Origin of the sequence: Levilactobacillus hammesii DSM 16381 (assembly GCF_001434395.1) — a bacterium.
In the GTDB taxonomy this organism is placed as follows: domain Bacteria; phylum Bacillota; class Bacilli; order Lactobacillales; family Lactobacillaceae; genus Levilactobacillus; species Levilactobacillus hammesii.
Genome location: NZ_AZFS01000066.1, coordinates 13,899 through 28,800, shown reverse-complemented (window position 1 = coordinate 28,800; position 14,902 = coordinate 13,899). Strand labels below are relative to the sequence as shown.

The 14,902-nt window shown below is 52.1% G+C and carries 12 protein-coding genes; 11 read left to right on the top strand and 1 reads right to left on the bottom strand.

Annotated elements, in window-relative coordinates:
- The coding region (locus tag FD28_RS13495; RefSeq protein ID WP_235806905.1) for a hypothetical protein at positions 1 to 189 on the top strand (189 nt) is incomplete at its 5' end.
- Positions 190 to 282: 93 nt separating this feature from the next.
- Here the strand turns inward: FD28_RS13495 and rpmB are convergent.
- Complete coding sequence (rpmB, locus tag FD28_RS12240; RefSeq protein ID WP_020088997.1) at positions 283 to 468, bottom strand: 50S ribosomal protein L28; 186 nt, start codon at positions 466 to 468, stop codon at positions 283 to 285.
- A gap of 238 nt (positions 469 to 706) precedes the next feature.
- On the opposite strand from rpmB, the gene FD28_RS12235 reads away from it, so the two are divergent.
- The 10 genes from FD28_RS12235 to ffh all read left to right on the top strand — a co-directional run bounded on the left by FD28_RS12235 (position 707) and on the right by ffh (position 14,871).
- On the top strand, positions 707 to 1,069 hold the full coding sequence (locus FD28_RS12235; protein ID WP_020088996.1) for an Asp23/Gls24 family envelope stress response protein: 363 nt from the start codon (positions 707 to 709) through the stop codon (positions 1,067 to 1,069).
- A gap of 32 nt (positions 1,070 to 1,101) precedes the next feature.
- Entirely contained in the window at positions 1,102 to 2,793 is a 1,692-nt protein-coding gene (locus tag FD28_RS12230) for a DAK2 domain-containing protein (protein ID WP_057735336.1), read from the top strand.
- 470 nt (positions 2,794 to 3,263) lie between these two features.
- Entirely contained in the window at positions 3,264 to 5,297 is a 2,034-nt protein-coding gene (gene recG, locus FD28_RS12225; RefSeq protein WP_057735335.1) for an ATP-dependent DNA helicase RecG, read from the top strand.
- Positions 5,298 to 5,311: 14 nt separating this feature from the next.
- Positions 5,312 to 6,346, top strand: a complete 1,035-nt coding sequence (plsX, locus tag FD28_RS12220; RefSeq protein WP_057735334.1) for a phosphate acyltransferase PlsX — start codon at positions 5,312 to 5,314, stop codon at positions 6,344 to 6,346.
- Between the two features lie 130 nt (positions 6,347 to 6,476).
- Positions 6,477 to 6,728 carry an acyl carrier protein gene (gene acpP, locus FD28_RS12215; RefSeq protein WP_057735333.1) on the top strand — a complete coding sequence of 84 codons (252 nt, stop codon included), beginning with the start codon at positions 6,477 to 6,479 and terminating at the stop codon, positions 6,726 to 6,728.
- Between the two features lie 292 nt (positions 6,729 to 7,020).
- Complete coding sequence (gene rnc, locus FD28_RS12210; protein ID WP_057735332.1) at positions 7,021 to 7,716, top strand: ribonuclease III; 696 nt, start codon at positions 7,021 to 7,023, stop codon at positions 7,714 to 7,716.
- Between the two features lie 12 nt (positions 7,717 to 7,728).
- The gene (gene smc, locus FD28_RS12205) at positions 7,729 to 11,283 is read left to right on the top strand and encodes a chromosome segregation protein SMC (protein ID WP_057735331.1); all 3,555 of its coding nucleotides are present in this window, start codon (positions 7,729 to 7,731) and stop codon (positions 11,281 to 11,283) included.
- The gene (gene ftsY, locus FD28_RS12200) at positions 11,283 to 12,797 is read left to right on the top strand and encodes a signal recognition particle-docking protein FtsY (protein WP_057735330.1); all 1,515 of its coding nucleotides are present in this window, start codon (positions 11,283 to 11,285) and stop codon (positions 12,795 to 12,797) included. Before smc ends, ftsY begins: the two co-directional genes overlap by 1 nt.
- 258 nt (positions 12,798 to 13,055) lie before the next feature.
- Positions 13,056 to 13,397 (top strand): putative DNA-binding protein, encoded by a 342-nt coding sequence (locus tag FD28_RS12195; RefSeq protein ID WP_057735329.1) that lies wholly within the window; start codon positions 13,056 to 13,058, stop codon positions 13,395 to 13,397.
- 19 nt (positions 13,398 to 13,416) lie between these two features.
- Entirely contained in the window at positions 13,417 to 14,871 is a 1,455-nt protein-coding gene (gene ffh / locus FD28_RS12190; protein WP_057735328.1) for a signal recognition particle protein, read from the top strand.
- The last annotated feature ends 31 nt before the right edge of the window (positions 14,872 to 14,902 follow it).

Below are 14,902 nucleotides of genomic sequence, written 5' to 3'. Positions count from 1 at the left end.
CCGCTTCTCAGGCCGCAGGCGGTCCCCACAGCGCCGGAATCTCTGGCAGCCGCAGGCGAATGTCAAGTTGGGCGAACGGTAAGCGGCTGGTTTACACCATGTCACGTGATCCCAGCAAAAAAGGCGTCAAATTTCGAAGGCAATCGTGAAGAAAGTGATTGCCTCAAAAATTTGACGCCTTTAGGTTAAAAAATGCAAGGTTAGGGGTAAAGACCACGAAAAAAGTGAGGGTGCAGGTTAACCTACACGCCTCACTTTTTTCGTTTAACCGTGTCCGTTTAACTAGACGCGGGTTACCTTACCTGATTTCAAAGTCCGAGCAGAAATCCAGACCTTCTTTGGCTTACCGTCCACCAAGATGCGAACTTTTTGTAAGTTCGGCTTCCAAGCGCGACGACTTGAATTCAAAGCGTGAGAACGTTTGTTACCAAAACGCGTCCGCTTGCCGTTAATAAAATCCTTTGCCATGGCGTAAACCCTCCTTTGTTGATTCATTCATTACTTTTTTAAAAAGCAGTGCTTTTTGCTCACCTGACTAATTTACCATACTCTTTTGCGGAACGCAACGTTTTCTTTCAAGGAAATCTACTTGACACCTATTTCCCCCTACAACGTGCTTTTCGGTCATCCTATTTCTTTTTTGGGCGCGGTTGTGGTAAGATTAATTTCTGTTAAGATTGTATATCCAGATAAGGAGGCTATTTCCATGGCCGTAAAGATTAAGACTCAGTACGGAACAATTGATATTACAAATGAAGTGATTGCGACCGTAGTTGGGGGTGCCGCGACTGATAATTATGGTGTCGTGGGCATGGCAAGCAAAAATCAGATTCGTGATAATGTAAATGATATCTTACGGCGGGAGAATTATGCCCGCGGGGTGGTCGTTCGCCAGGAAGAAAACGGCGTGGCCATTGATGTTTACGTGATTGTTAGCTACGGAACTAAGATTTCCGAAGTGTCACGGAACGTTCAATCTAAAGTCAAATATAACCTAGAAACAATGTTGGGCGTTACGGCAAATTCCGTTAACGTCATTGTTCAAGGGGTGCGGGTGTTGGCTGATTAGCCAGACGTACTGAAATCAAGGAGGATACTTAGTTGAAAGTAACAGAAATTACTAATCTTGAGTTTGGTAAGATGGTCCAAGCCGCATCGCAAAAGCTAAACCAGAATGCCGATTTTATTAATTCATTAAATGTTTTCCCCGTTCCTGATGGGGATACGGGAACCAACATGAGCCTGTCTCTACAGAGTGGGGCCAAGTACGAACGTGATGCTGGAACCGAGGCCGTAGGTGCTTTAGCTACCGCTTTGGCCAAAGGCTTGTTGATGGGTGCGCGGGGCAATTCCGGCGTTATTTTATCTCAAATCTTCCGGGGCTTCTCACGGAAATTAGCCGACAAGCAAACGTTAACGGCACAAGATCTTGCTGACGGGTTCGCTGCTGGTGCAGAGACGGCTTATAAGGCCGTTATGAAGCCAACTGAAGGAACTATCCTGACGGTGGTTCGTGAGGGTGCTCAGGCCGGTCTAAACACGGCCAAGAAGTCCGATGACATTTTAGCCGTCATGGATGCCGTCTATGAGGCTGCCAAGGCAGCTTTGGCCACGACGCCAGACCTCTTACCTGTGTTGAAGCAGGTGGGGGTTGTGGACTCCGGTGGTCAAGGGTTAACCTTCGTTCTCGAAGCCTTTAACGACTCCTTGAACGGTCGGGTGGCTGAAGAAGGCGACTACAAGCCTGACGATGCTGAAATGGATGAAATGATTGATGCTGCTCATCACCAAAGTGTGCAGGGTAAGCTCGATCCCGACAGCATCAAGTACGGTTACTGTACGGAAATTATGGTACGGATTGGTCGTGGGAAGCAAATTAAGCACGACTTTGATTACGATACCTTCTACAAGTACCTCGCCGACTTAGGGGATTCCTTATTGGTTGTGAACGACGATGAAATCGTCAAGGTTCACGTTCATACGGAACATCCTGGTAAGGTCATTGCTTGGGGCCAAGAATTTGGTGACCTGGCAAAGGTGAAGGTCGACAACATGCGGATGCAACAAGAAACCATCATGGAACATGATGAAGAAGCTGCTGAAACAGCCGCACCAGTCGCCGAAGCAGAGGCACCAGCTGATACAGCCATTATTGCCATCGCTGCGGGTGACGGTTTAGCCACGCTCTTTAAGAGCTTGGGTGTGACCCACGTGGTTAATGGGGGTCAAACGATGAATCCAAGTACGCAGGATATCGTGGACGCCATCAATGGAAGCAAGGCAAAGCGGGCCATTGTGTTGCCTAACAACAAGAACATCTTCTTAGCCGCTGAACAGGCCGCTAAGGTGGCTGATATTCCAGCTGTGATTGTCCATTCAACGACGGTCTCACAAGGGATGACCGCGATGTTGGGTTACAATCCGGATGCTGAACTTGACGAAAATCAAGAAGCAATGGAAGAAAACTTGGCAGCCGTTAAGAGTGGCCAAGTCACACACGCTATCCGCGACACCGAACTTGATGGCTTTGACATCAAGGAAGGTAATTTCATGGGGATCGTTGATGGCACCATCAAGGTGACCGATGCGGACCTATTAAAGACGGCGGTTGCGACGGTGAAGGCCATGCTCGATGATGACAGTGAAATTGTCACCATTATTTATGGCACGGATACGACTGAAGAAGTGGCAGATCAACTGCAATCGGCCGTTGAAGACTTAGACGATGACTTAGAAACGGAAGTTCATAACGGGGGCCAACCGGTCTACCCATTCTTGATTTCTGTCGAATAATGTAAGACCAAAGGGGTCCAGGACGATTGTCCCGGTCCTCTTTCGCGTTACCGGTTAGCCATTTGTGTGGATTGGTGATGTGAATCTGCACCGGCGACATATGCTAGGGAAGTCTCTGGGCATAAATGGGGACAACAACTTTATGCGGCCATTGCAGTTGAAAAGCTAGTTGATGAGTGCTGGATCGCGCATGTGTTAAGCCGCAGGGATGGTGAGAATGGGCTCAGCTGTGGGAATTCTCTTAGCGGGTGAATTTCTCGCTTAGAGAATTGGTGGGGATGAGACGTGGTTTTAACGGCTCATCCCCAAGTCAGAAGACCGTTCCTTGGCTTCTGACGTCCGCCCTCAGCGTTCCAGTCCATTTTCACCATCCTGGAGGCGAGTTTCTCTGCTTTATATAAGCTTTTATGAGTGCCCAGGAAAGCGTAAAATAGAGTTAAATCAGAACTAAGGATGGGAGGGGTGTCACGATGGTGAGTTTGAATGATGCGGTCAGCGAGCTGCCCGGTGTCGGACCCAAACGCGCGCAAGCACTGAAGTCCCTAGAGATCGAAAACGTTAACGACTTGCTGACCTACTTCCCGTTTCGTTACGAGGATCTACAAGCCAAGGACCCGGCCGAATTAACCGATCAGGCCAAGGTGACGCTGAAGGGAACCGTAGCCGCCGCTCCTGTCATCTCACGGTTTGGCCGGCGCAAGACCCGGTTGAATTTCCGGTTATTGTTGGACGAACACACGATTATTCCCGTGACATTTTTTAACCAGCCGTGGTTAAAGGACAAGTTGGAAGTTGGCAATGAATTGGCCGTGTACGGACGTTTCGATGCCAAGCGGCAGAGTCTGGCGGGAATGAAGATTATTGCTAGTGCCGATGGTGGCATGGGGTCGATCTATCCGGCCAATAAGGAAGTGCGACAAGGCACCATCCAAAAGTTGGTGGAGAGCGCCTATGAGGCCTATGAACCGGTGATCGTGGATCTGATTCCGGAGCCCCTGCGTGAACAGTACCGCTTGCTTCATCGGCGGGACATGATTCATGACATGCACTTTCCTACGGGGGATGCGGCTGCACAGGCCGCCCGCCGTACTGCCAAGTTTGAGGAATTTTATTTATTTGAGACCCGTCTGCAGATCGTGAAGCAGCAGGATCACACGCTCCACGGTCAGGCGTTTAAGTACGACCTGACGAAGCTGAAGGCCTTCATTGCGGCGTTGCCTTACGAATTGACGACTGCTCAGAAACGCGTAGTCAACGAAATTTGTTTTGATCTGAAGCGTCCCGTTCACATGAACCGCCTGTTACAGGGGGATGTGGGGAGCGGAAAGACCGTGGTGGCCGCCATTGCCATGTATGCTGCCATTACGGCGGGGGCCCAAGCGGCTTTGATGGCGCCCACCGAAATTTTGGCGGAGCAACACGCCAATAATTTAGCGAAATTGTTCGCGGACTTTCCAGTCAACGTGGCGTTGCTGACCGGTGCGACCAAACCAGCCGCCCGTAAGACGCTGCTACCACAGATTGCCAACGGGACGGTTAACCTGATCGTGGGAACGCACGCTCTGATTCAACCGGAAGTGACCTATCATCACCTCGGCTTGGCCGTGGTCGATGAACAACACCGTTTCGGGGTCAATCAGCGGCAGGCGCTCCGTGAAAAGGGCCAGCAGCCTGATGTCTTGGCAATGACCGCCACGCCAATTCCCCGCACCCTGGCCATTACGGCCTATGGGGAGATGGATGTGTCGGTGATTAATGAACTACCAGCCGGCCGGCAACCCATTAAGACCTCGTGGATTCGTAGCAATCAGGTTGACGCCACACTGCGTCAGGTTAAGGCTGAGCTGAGTAGCGGGTCACAGGCCTACGTGGTGACGCCACTGATTGAGGAGTCGGAGGCCGTTGACATGAAAAATGCCGAGGCCATCTACGCCCGGTTCAAGGAGGAGTTCGAGCCAACGTATAAGGTCGGACTGCTCCACGGCCGAATGAAAAATGATGAAAAAAACGCCGTCATGGACGCATTTAAAGCCAATGAATTTCAGGTGCTGGTTGCGACCACGGTGATTGAGGTGGGGGTCGATGTACCTAATGCGACGGTAATGTTGATTTACGATGCCGATCACTTTGGCCTGGCCCAACTCCATCAGTTACGTGGCCGGGTTGGTCGGGGGAAAAAGGCCTCGGCCTGCATCCTGATTGCCGATCCAAAGAATGAGTTGGCCGTTGAACGGATGACGACCATGACCAGTACCAACGATGGGTTTGTTTTATCGCAAAAGGATTTGGAATTACGGGGTCCAGGTGATATTCTGGGTAAAAAGCAGTCGGGGGTCCCAGACTTTAAAGTGGGTGATCCGGTTGCCGACCTGAACATTCTGAGTGCCGCACAACAGGCGGCTAAGGAGACGGTGGCTTCCCCTAATTGGGCGGATAAGGACGCTAATTTGGCGCTGGCCGCCTTCCTGAGCACGACTGCCCATCAGAATACGACCATGGATTAGAAGGAGACGAATTTATGAAAATTGCCGTTGACGCAATGGGGGGCGACTACGCTCCTACTGAAATTATCAAGGGTGTCGAGCAAGCGCGTGACGCCTACAGCGATGTAGAATTTCTGGTATACGGCCAGGAAGAACAAGTTAAACCGCTGATTCAAGATAGCACACGTATCACGCTGGTACCGGCCGCCGAAGTGATTACTATGGAGGATGAACCTGTCCGGGCCATTCGCCGCAAAAAGCAGTCTAGTATTGTCTTGGCTGCGACGGCCGTTAAAGAAGGGGAAGCGGACGCCTTCTTCTCCGCCGGCAACTCGGGGGCAGTTTTAGCCGCTGGATTGCTGATTGTGGGTCGGATCAAGGGCATTGATCGGCCAGGTTTGACCACCACACTACCCGTCCTGCGCAAGCCAGACCAATCCAGCTTTGTCATGCTGGATGTGGGTGCCAATGCCGATACCAAGCCATTTAACGTGGTTCAGTATGCGGTGATGGGGCAATACTACGCGCAGTCCATTATGCACGTGAAGCAGCCGCGGATTGGCCTCTTGAACAATGGGACTGAAGCCGACAAGGGCGATATGGCCCATCAGGCGATCTATCAGGCCTTAGCCAGCATTGACAGCCTCAACTTCATTGGTAACGTGGAATCACGGGAATTGCTTAACGGGGCGGCCGATGTGGTCGTGACTGATGGCTTTACCGGGAATGCCACGCTTAAGGCGATTGAAGGCACGGCACTGTCCATGTTGAAGCTGATCAAGGGTGAAATCATGAGCGGGGGTCTGGGCGGTAAGCTCGGTGCCGGTCTCTTAAAGCCCGTCTTCAAGAATGTTCAGAGTGCCATGGATTATTCCCAATATGGTGGCGCCGTCCTGTTGGGACTCAAGGCACCAGTCGTTAAGACCCACGGTTCCAGCAAGGCACCAACCGTCAAGAACACGATTGGCCAGATCCGTGAATTGATTGAAACCAAGAGTGCCGAGCAGCTGGTGACTTACTTTGCCGATCACACCGATGAGATGGCGGCATTGAAGGAATCCCTGAAGTAGGGATAGGCGTCCGTTCAGCGGAACCCAGCGAGGGGCGGGTTGCCGGTGGGCTGTGACCTATTAATTTGCTAGACAAGGTCTGCCAAAACGGTTAGACTACTTATTGAATACTGTGAGCGAGGGATTAGATATGACAAGAGCAGAAATTTTTGACAAGATTGCTGATATTATTGCCGACCGGTTTGAAACCGATCGGGATCAGATCAACGAACAGTTGAACTTTAAGAAGGACCTGGACGCCGATTCCATTGATTTTGTGGAATTCGTCTTGGAACTGGAAGATACTTTTAACGCGGAGATTTCCGACGAAGACGCCGAGAAATTGACGACCATTGGCGAAGTGGTAGACTATATCGTTGCTCACCAAGCTGAATCAAAATAAGCACTGAGCGAGTCCGGGCCGCATCCTTTTGTCCCGGGCTTTTTCAATCAAGTGGTAAGAGTGCAGAACAAGGCGGTTAGGTCCTGAGCATTAACGTCGATAAGTTTAAAATCCCGAACCTGGATTTTGGGCTTATCGGGGTTAAGCGCAGGGACCTGCCTTGTGGCGCACGTTTCGGCCGTGTAAGGTTGAAGCAAACGTGGCCGTGGGCGAGCTAAATTTGGCGAACTGTGACACGGCCGAGCGTAGATGTTTAGATTTTAGAATGACTTAGAAATGAGGGAATTAGCGCGTGATTGTTGGATTAAATCAAGAACTAAAAGATAACTTCGATATCCATTTTAAAGATCAATCCTTGCTAGATGAGGCGTTTACGCAGGCTTCCTACGTGAACGAACACCCTAACCAGGGACTCAAGTTTTATGAACGGATTGAATTTTTGGGGGATGCCGTCATGCAATTGGTCGTTTCCAATTACATTTTCCGGCGTTACCCCAACATGCCACAGGGGCGTTTGACCCGGTTACGGGCAGCGATGGTTAATGAACAGAGCTTTGCTAGTTTTGCGCGTGAGTGTCACTTCGACCAGTATATTCGGTTGGGTCGGGGTGAAGAGAAGGCGCAAGCCCGGCAACGTGACTCCCTGTTATGTGATATTTTTGAATCCTTTATCGGGGCGCTGTACATGGATCAAGGCCTGGACAAGGTCGTGGGGTTTGTCACAACCGTGGTCTTCCCCAAGCTAGATGAAGGCCGGTTTGACGAGTTCTTTGATCACAAGACGGAACTCCAAGAATTGGTTCAGAAAAAGGGCTCGGTCAACATCGATTACCGTCTGCTGGATGAAGAGGGCCCCGACAACGATCGGGCCTTCGAAGTGGCGGTCTACGTTGACGACCAAAAATTGGGCGAGGGCCACGGGCACTCTAAGAAGCACGCTGAGCAAAATGCGGCGCGCCACGCCCTGGAGAATTTGAAAACAGAGTAAGGATGACTAACGATGCGGTTAAAGACATTAGAAATTAGCGGGTTCAAGTCCTTTGCGGATAAAACCCGAATTGACTTTTTGCCGGGAATGACCGGCATCGTCGGCCCCAACGGGAGTGGTAAGAGTAATATTTCCGAAGCTGTCCGGTGGGTCTTGGGGGAACAATCAGCGAAGAGTTTACGGGGCAGTAAGATGCCCGACGTGATCTTTGCGGGCTCGGCGGATCGGCATCCATTGAATCGAGCGGCTGTGTCGATTACGCTGGACAACAGCGATCATTATCTAAAGAGTGACTACACGGAGTTAACGATTAGTCGGATCCTCTATCGGTCTGGGGACAGCGAGTATCAGCTTAACGGGCAGAACTGTCGGTTACGCGATATTACGGAGCTGTTGATGGACTCGGGGATGGGACAAGACTCCTTTTCCATTATTTCACAGGGGCGCGTTGAGGCCATCTTTAACAGTAAGCCGGAGGACCGGCGCAACATTGTCGAAGAGGTTGCCGGGGTCTATAAGTACCGGAAACATAAGGAAAAGGCGCAACGCGAACTGGAAGAAACCATGACCTATCTTCACCGAGTTGAAGATATTGTGGCGGAATTAGAGGGCCGACTCGAGCCTCTTGAAGAACAGAGCAGTCTGGCTGAGGATTATTTGGACCAGCAAAAGAAGTTCGCCTTGCTGGAAAAGACCCAGTTGGTGCGGCAACTCCACACGGAATTGTCGCAGAAGGCCACTGCCGATGCGGAGGTCAAGGAGAAGCAACAGCAAGTTGCCAATCACCAGACCGCTGAGCATGAACAGACGGCCACCGTCCAGCAGGTCAAGCAGCAGCAAACGGATCTGCTCGCGCAAAAGGATGCGTTGCAGGCCAAACTGGTCACGGCGACGCAACAGGTCGAACAGTGTCAGGGACAGGTTAACCTGTCTGGTGAGCAACAGCGCCATCAGGAAGAACAACGCCAGGCGGCTGAGGACCAACGGCAACAATTGACTGCGGAAATGCAGGCCAATCAAGAACAATTGACCGCCACCACCCAAACGCTCACCGAACTGACGGCAGCCATGACGGCCGCCAAGCAGGAGATTCGGGATCTGGTTAAGGCCACGGACCCGGCAACGGTGACGGGCTTGCGTGAGCAGTTAGAGAAGCTGCGAACCACGTATTTTGATCAGAAACAAGCGGTTGCGAACTGGCGAAATCAACGGCAATACATTCAGCAGAATCAGGAACGTTTGCTCCAACAAGGTGAGCGGGTGGCCCGGCAGTTTGCGAGTCTCCAAGCAACCGAACGGGAGGCGCAGGCTAAGGTGACCGCCGCGACTGAGGCGGCCACGACACATAAGTCGGCGTTGAACGACGCGGAACAAGCTTTGGATCAAGAGGCCGGCAACTATCAGCAACAACAGCAGGCCTATCAGCAGTTACAACACAACTGGCAGTCCGCTCTAGAAATCTACCAACGCGCACAGACCAAGGCGGCCAGTCAACAAGCGGCTTCGGCCGAGTATGGTGGTTTTTACCAAGGCGTGCGGGCAATCTTGAAGCAACGGCAACAGTTTCCCGGATTACTGGGGGCCGTGTCGGAGCTGCTAGATGTGCCGGAACGCTATACGGCAGCGGTTGAGTACGCCCTAGGTGGTCAACTGCAGCAAGTGGTTGTCGACAACGAGGCCACGGCAAAGTCGGCGGTGGGTTATCTCCGGCAACAGCGCGCTGGTCGGGCGACCTTCCTACCGCTGACCGCCATTCATGGGCGGCAGATTGACCGAACGACGCGGCAAAACCTGCAATCCTTGTCTGGGTTCTTGGGGATTGGGAGTGATCTGGTTAAGATCGACGACCAGGCCCAAAATATCTTGCAGTATTTGCTGGGGACTACGATCTTTGCGGCGGATTTGGACACGGCGGTGGCCATTAGCCAGCAGATTCATCACCGTTACCGGGTCGTTAGTCTGGCCGGTGATGTGGTCAGTGCTAGTGGGGCCATTACCGGTGGTCAGGCGCGGCAAAGTCACAGTAGCGTCCTTCGTCAACAGCAGGACCTGCAGCAATTGCAGGCGTCGATTGGTAAGATGAAGCAACAGTTGCAGGCCCAAGAGGCTAAGATTAAGGCCGCACGTGAGGCCCTGTTAGCCAGCGAACAACGCAGTCAAACGCTACAAGGCAAGATCAACCAGCTACAGCCGCAATGTCGGCAGTTGGATGATGACTTGGCGAGTGCGCAAACGGCGTTGGATCAAGCCAGTCGGCAGGTTAAAGCCGCGCAGTTGGATCTCGACCAGGCGAAGAATGCTGGGGATGATCAGCAGGATGCGCATTTGGCCGAACAGATCCTAACCGGCGAGAAGCAGATTACGGCGACGGAATCTCAGGTACAAGCCATTCAGAAACAGATTGAGACGGTCACGGCTGAACAAGCGACCAAGCAGGCCCAATTGACCGAGAAACAAGCCTGGCAGGCCGGTGCTAAGGAACGCCAGCAACAGCAACGGCAGTCCTGCGCGGATCTGAAACAAGCGATTGCCGCTGCTCAAACGCAACTGACCACCTTGGCCGCTGACCTGAAACGGCTGGATCAGCAGGAGGCCTTAACGCCGGCCGCTGCCCAAGAGCAGTTGGCCCAGGCTCAGGCTGATCGCGATGCCATCGATCAGCAATTGACCACAAGCAACGCGCAATTGACCACGGTAAATGATCAACTGGCTCAGGCGGAAACGGCTAATCAGCGGACCAGTGGCTTGTTGCAACTGGCCAATGACGATTTGCAAAAGGCCCAGGTTCAACAGACCCGGCTGGCGGCGTTGATCGATCAGCAGCAGAATCAGTTGTCCGAAAAGTACCACTTGAGTTTGGCGGGCGCCGAGCAAGAGGTCAGTGACTTGCCGGACAATGAATTGGCGGTTCAGCTTAAGCTATTGAAGCGTGGCTTAGATGAGATTGGGCCCGTTAATGTAAACGCCATTGCTGAGTATCGGGAGGTTCGTGAGCGTTACGACTTCTTAACCAAGCAACGCGATGACCTCTTAACGGCTCGGGATCAACTGACCGCGACGATGGCCGAATTGGATGGTCAGGTTAAGCAGCGTTTCAAGGAAAGCTTTGATCAGATTGCGGCGAAATTTTCCGCGACGTTCCAACAGATGTTTGGCGGTGGTAAGGCCGAACTGGTCTTGACGGACCCGCATGACCTGTTAACCACGGGAATTGATATCATGGCGCAGCCACCGGGCAAGAAGTTCCAGAACATGGGACTGCTCTCCGGGGGTGAACGTGCGCTAACGGCAATTACGCTATTATTCGCAATTTTACAGGTACAACCCGTACCATTTTGTATTTTAGACGAAGTGGAGGCGGCGTTAGATCCGGCTAATGTGACCCGATTTGCCCGCTACATCCACCAATTCCAGAATCAGACACAATTCATCGTCATCACCCACCGTCAGGAGACGATGGTTCAGGCCGATATTCTTTACGGGGTGACGATGCAGGAGTCCGGCGTTTCTAAGATGGTCGCCGTGGATCTGGATCAAGAAACCACTACGGAAAGGAAGCAATCCTAATGGGATTATTTGATATTTTTCGGCGCCGAGCTAAGAAAGAACCTGAGAGCGAAGCGCCACAATCGACAGCGCCAAGCAGTGCTGCCGAGGTGCCAGCAAGTTCAGCAGCCGCGGAGAGTGCCACAGCCGTAGCGCCGGCAAGTGCCGCGACAACACCTGCTGACAGCACCGCACCGGAAGCGAGTGAAGCGACACCTGCCTCTGAAGCGGCTGTTGCGGATGCGTCATCCGACAGTGTGGCAACGTCCGGGAGTGCGGCTGCCGAAGCGCCAGCGGAAACGTCAACACCAGCGGCGACTGCAGAAGCCTCCGAGAGTGCCACAGTGGAAGAACCCGCAAGTTCGGCCTCCGTCGCACCAGAAGTTGCAGCGTCAGTGGCTCCTGAACAGGAAACGTCGTCAGCGCCCGCAGATGACGCTGAGACACCAGTGCGTTCTTCGGCCACAGTGGCTGCTGAAGCGCCGGCATCCAGTGCCGCAGAGAACCCCGTCAGTGAGGCGCCAACTTCTGAGGCGCCGGCTGCCGATCAGCCTGAAGCAGCGGCCGAACAACCCGTCAGCGATGAACAACTGTATGATAAGGGGCTAGAAAAGACCCGGCATACCTTTGGTGAACGGCTGAATGCGCTGCTGGCCAATTTCCGGCACGTTGACGAAAGTTTCTTCGATGATTTGGAAGAAACCTTGATTGGTGCCGATGTGGGCTTTGACATGGCCGTGAAGCTCAGCGATGAGTTGCGCGACGAGGTTAAGTTGCAGAACGCTAAGAAGTCGTCGGACGTTCAAAACGTGGTGGTCGAGAAGCTGGTTGAGATTTATGACGCGGCCGGCAACGACGAGAGTACCGCGTTAAACATGGCCAAGGAAGGTCCAACCGTGATCCTCTTTGTTGGGGTCAACGGGGTGGGTAAGACCACGACCATTGGGAAGATGGCCAATCGCTATCACCAAGCGGGTAAAAAGGTCTTACTGGCCGCGGCGGATACCTTTAGAGCCGGGGCAACCGAGCAGTTGGATGTCTGGGCCAAACGAGCAGACGTGGATATTGTGACGGGTAAGCCCCAATCCGATCCCGCTGCGGTGGTCTTCGATGCCGTTCAGAAGGCCAAACGTGACGACTACGATATCCTCTTTGTGGATACGGCCGGTCGTTTGCAGAACAAGGTCAACTTGATGAATGAGCTGGCCAAGATGAAACGGATCATCACCCGTGAGATCCCAACGGCACCACATGAAGTCTTATTGGTGTTGGATGCCACGACGGGTCAAAACGCACTGACGCAGGCTAAGCTGTTTAAGGAATCCACCGATGTGACGGGGATTGTCTTAACCAAGTTGGATGGGACGGCGCGTGGTGGGATTGTGCTTGCCATTCGCAATGAATTACACGTTCCAGTGAAATTTATTGGTCTCGGGGAGCAGATCTCGGACTTGCGGCCATTCGATCCCAATGAATTTGTTTATGGCTTATTCAAGGGGTTAATCGACGTCAAGGCGTTGGAAAAGAGTAAATAATAAGGTCTATATCAAGCTTCTGTTAGTCTTTGTGAGACTAACAGGGGCTTTTTCTAAATCGCTCTGGCCAATCTTAGATATTGACGGTTGGGGTGAGAACGGTTTCGGATTTCTGGATGTTTTCTACGAAGTCCGCGAAAAAAATTGACGAAACCGCTAAAAATCGGTACTCTAGTAGAGTGTGTAAGTGCGTTTGTCGGGCGTTCATTTTCTGAACCTGGGCAAGCGCCGATGGGGAACTATCTGGGAGGACCAAGCATGGAGATTGAAAAAAATTATCGGATTAATTCCTTATTTGCGTTCTACCAGCCGTTGCTGACCGCAAAGCAGAATAATTATATGCAGTTGTATTACGGTGACGATTATTCCTTAGGTGAAATTGCCGAGGAATTCAACGTGAGCCGGCAAGCGGTCTATGACAACCTGCGGCGAACCGAAAAGATCCTCGAAGACTACGAGGGTAAGCTGCATCTTTATCAAGAATTTACGGCTCGTAACCAACAGGCAGATGAGATTCAGTCGTATGTGGCGGATCACTATCCCCACGATGCGACGCTCAACCGGCTGGTCGCGGGACTTGAAAATCTAGAAGAACAATGAAAGTTAGGTGGCAAAACGAATGGCGTTTGAAGGATTAACGGAACGACTACAAAACGCAATGCGCAAACTCAGAGGAAAGGGGAAAGTTTCCGAGAGTGATTTGCGCGAAACGATGCGTGAGATTCGGCTGGCATTGCTGGAAGCCGATGTTAACTTTACCGTGGTCAAGGACTTTGTGAAGCAGGTTCGTGATCGCGCCATGGGTGCCGATGTGCTGGAAGGGTTAAACCCCGCCCAACAAATCGTTAAGATCGTTGACGAAGAGTTGACGAAAACCATGGGGGAAGAAGCCGTTCCCCTGAACAAGTCTGACAAGATCCCAACGATCATCATGATGGTTGGGTTACAAGGGGCCGGGAAAACGACGACTGCGGGTAAGTTAGCCCGTAAGTTGAAGGAAGACGAGAATGCCCGTCCATTGATGATTGCCGGAGATATCTACCGGCCAGCCGCCATCGAGCAGTTGGTTCAGGTGGCAAACGGTATTGATGTGCCTGTATTCCAAATGGGAACCGACGTCGATCCCGTTGAGATTGTCCGGCAAGGGTTAGCCCAAGCCGAAAAGGATCACAACGACTACATCATCATTGATACGGCCGGTCGTTTACAGATCGACGAACAGTTGATGGATGAGTTGGCCAAGATCAAGGCCTTAGCGCAACCAGACGAAATCCTTTTGACGGTTGATGCCATGACTGGGCAAAACGCCGTGGCCACTGCCGAAGGGTTCAACGACAAGCTTGACGTGACCGGGGTTGTCTTGACCAAGTTGGATGGCGATACCCGTGGTGGGGCCGCCCTGTCGATTCGCGCCGTCACCGGTAAGCCAATCAAGTTCATTGGTCAAGGTGAAAAGATGACCGACCTGGACGTCTTCCACCCTGATCGGATGGCGTCCCGGATTCTGGGGATGGGGGATATGCTTTCCCTGATCGAAAAGACCCAGAAGGAATACGACGAAAAGCAAGCTCAAGAGTTGACCGAAAAGATTCAGGAAAACTCGTTTGATTTTAATGACTTCTTGGATCAGATCGCCCAGATTCAAAAGATGGGCCCAATGGATGAAATCATGAAGATGATTCCGGGGATGGCGAACAACCCGGCCATGAAGAATGCCCAAATGGATCCTAAGGATATGGAACACTTGAAGGCCGTGGTTTACTCCATGACACCGCAAGAACGGACCAACCCTGATCTGTTGAATCCTTCCCGTCGCCGGCGGATTGCCGCTGGTTCTGGTCGACCGATTCATGAGGTTAACCGGATGATTAAGCAGTTCAACCAGATGAAGAAGATGATGAACCAAGTCTCCAAGGGGAACATGTCTGGGATGGAACAACTGATGGGTGGCTCTGGCATGGGCGGTGGCGCCGGTATGGGCCGTATGCAAAAGATGGCCATGAACCGGATGTCCCGTCAGATGAAGAAGAACAAGAAGAAACGGCTAAAGAGTAAGAAGAAACGCCGGAAGTAAGCATTACGCCATTATCATGGCGTAGTGAAAG

Coding starts and splice junctions, on each gene's coding strand:
- rpmB (WP_020088997.1), bottom strand. CDS start 468: ATGGCAAAGGATTTTATTAACGGCAAGCGGACGCGTTTTGGTAACAAA.
- recG (WP_057735335.1), top strand. CDS start 3,264: ATGGTGAGTTTGAATGATGCGGTCAGCGAGCTGCCCGGTGTCGGACCC.
- plsX (WP_057735334.1), top strand. CDS start 5,312: ATGAAAATTGCCGTTGACGCAATGGGGGGCGACTACGCTCCTACTGAA.
- FD28_RS12235 (WP_020088996.1), top strand. CDS start 707: ATGGCCGTAAAGATTAAGACTCAGTACGGAACAATTGATATTACAAAT.
- ftsY (WP_057735330.1), top strand. CDS start 11,283: ATGGGATTATTTGATATTTTTCGGCGCCGAGCTAAGAAAGAACCTGAG.
- acpP (WP_057735333.1), top strand. CDS start 6,477: ATGACAAGAGCAGAAATTTTTGACAAGATTGCTGATATTATTGCCGAC.
- FD28_RS12195 (WP_057735329.1), top strand. CDS start 13,056: ATGGAGATTGAAAAAAATTATCGGATTAATTCCTTATTTGCGTTCTAC.
- ffh (WP_057735328.1), top strand. CDS start 13,417: ATGGCGTTTGAAGGATTAACGGAACGACTACAAAACGCAATGCGCAAA.
- smc (WP_057735331.1), top strand. CDS start 7,729: ATGCGGTTAAAGACATTAGAAATTAGCGGGTTCAAGTCCTTTGCGGAT.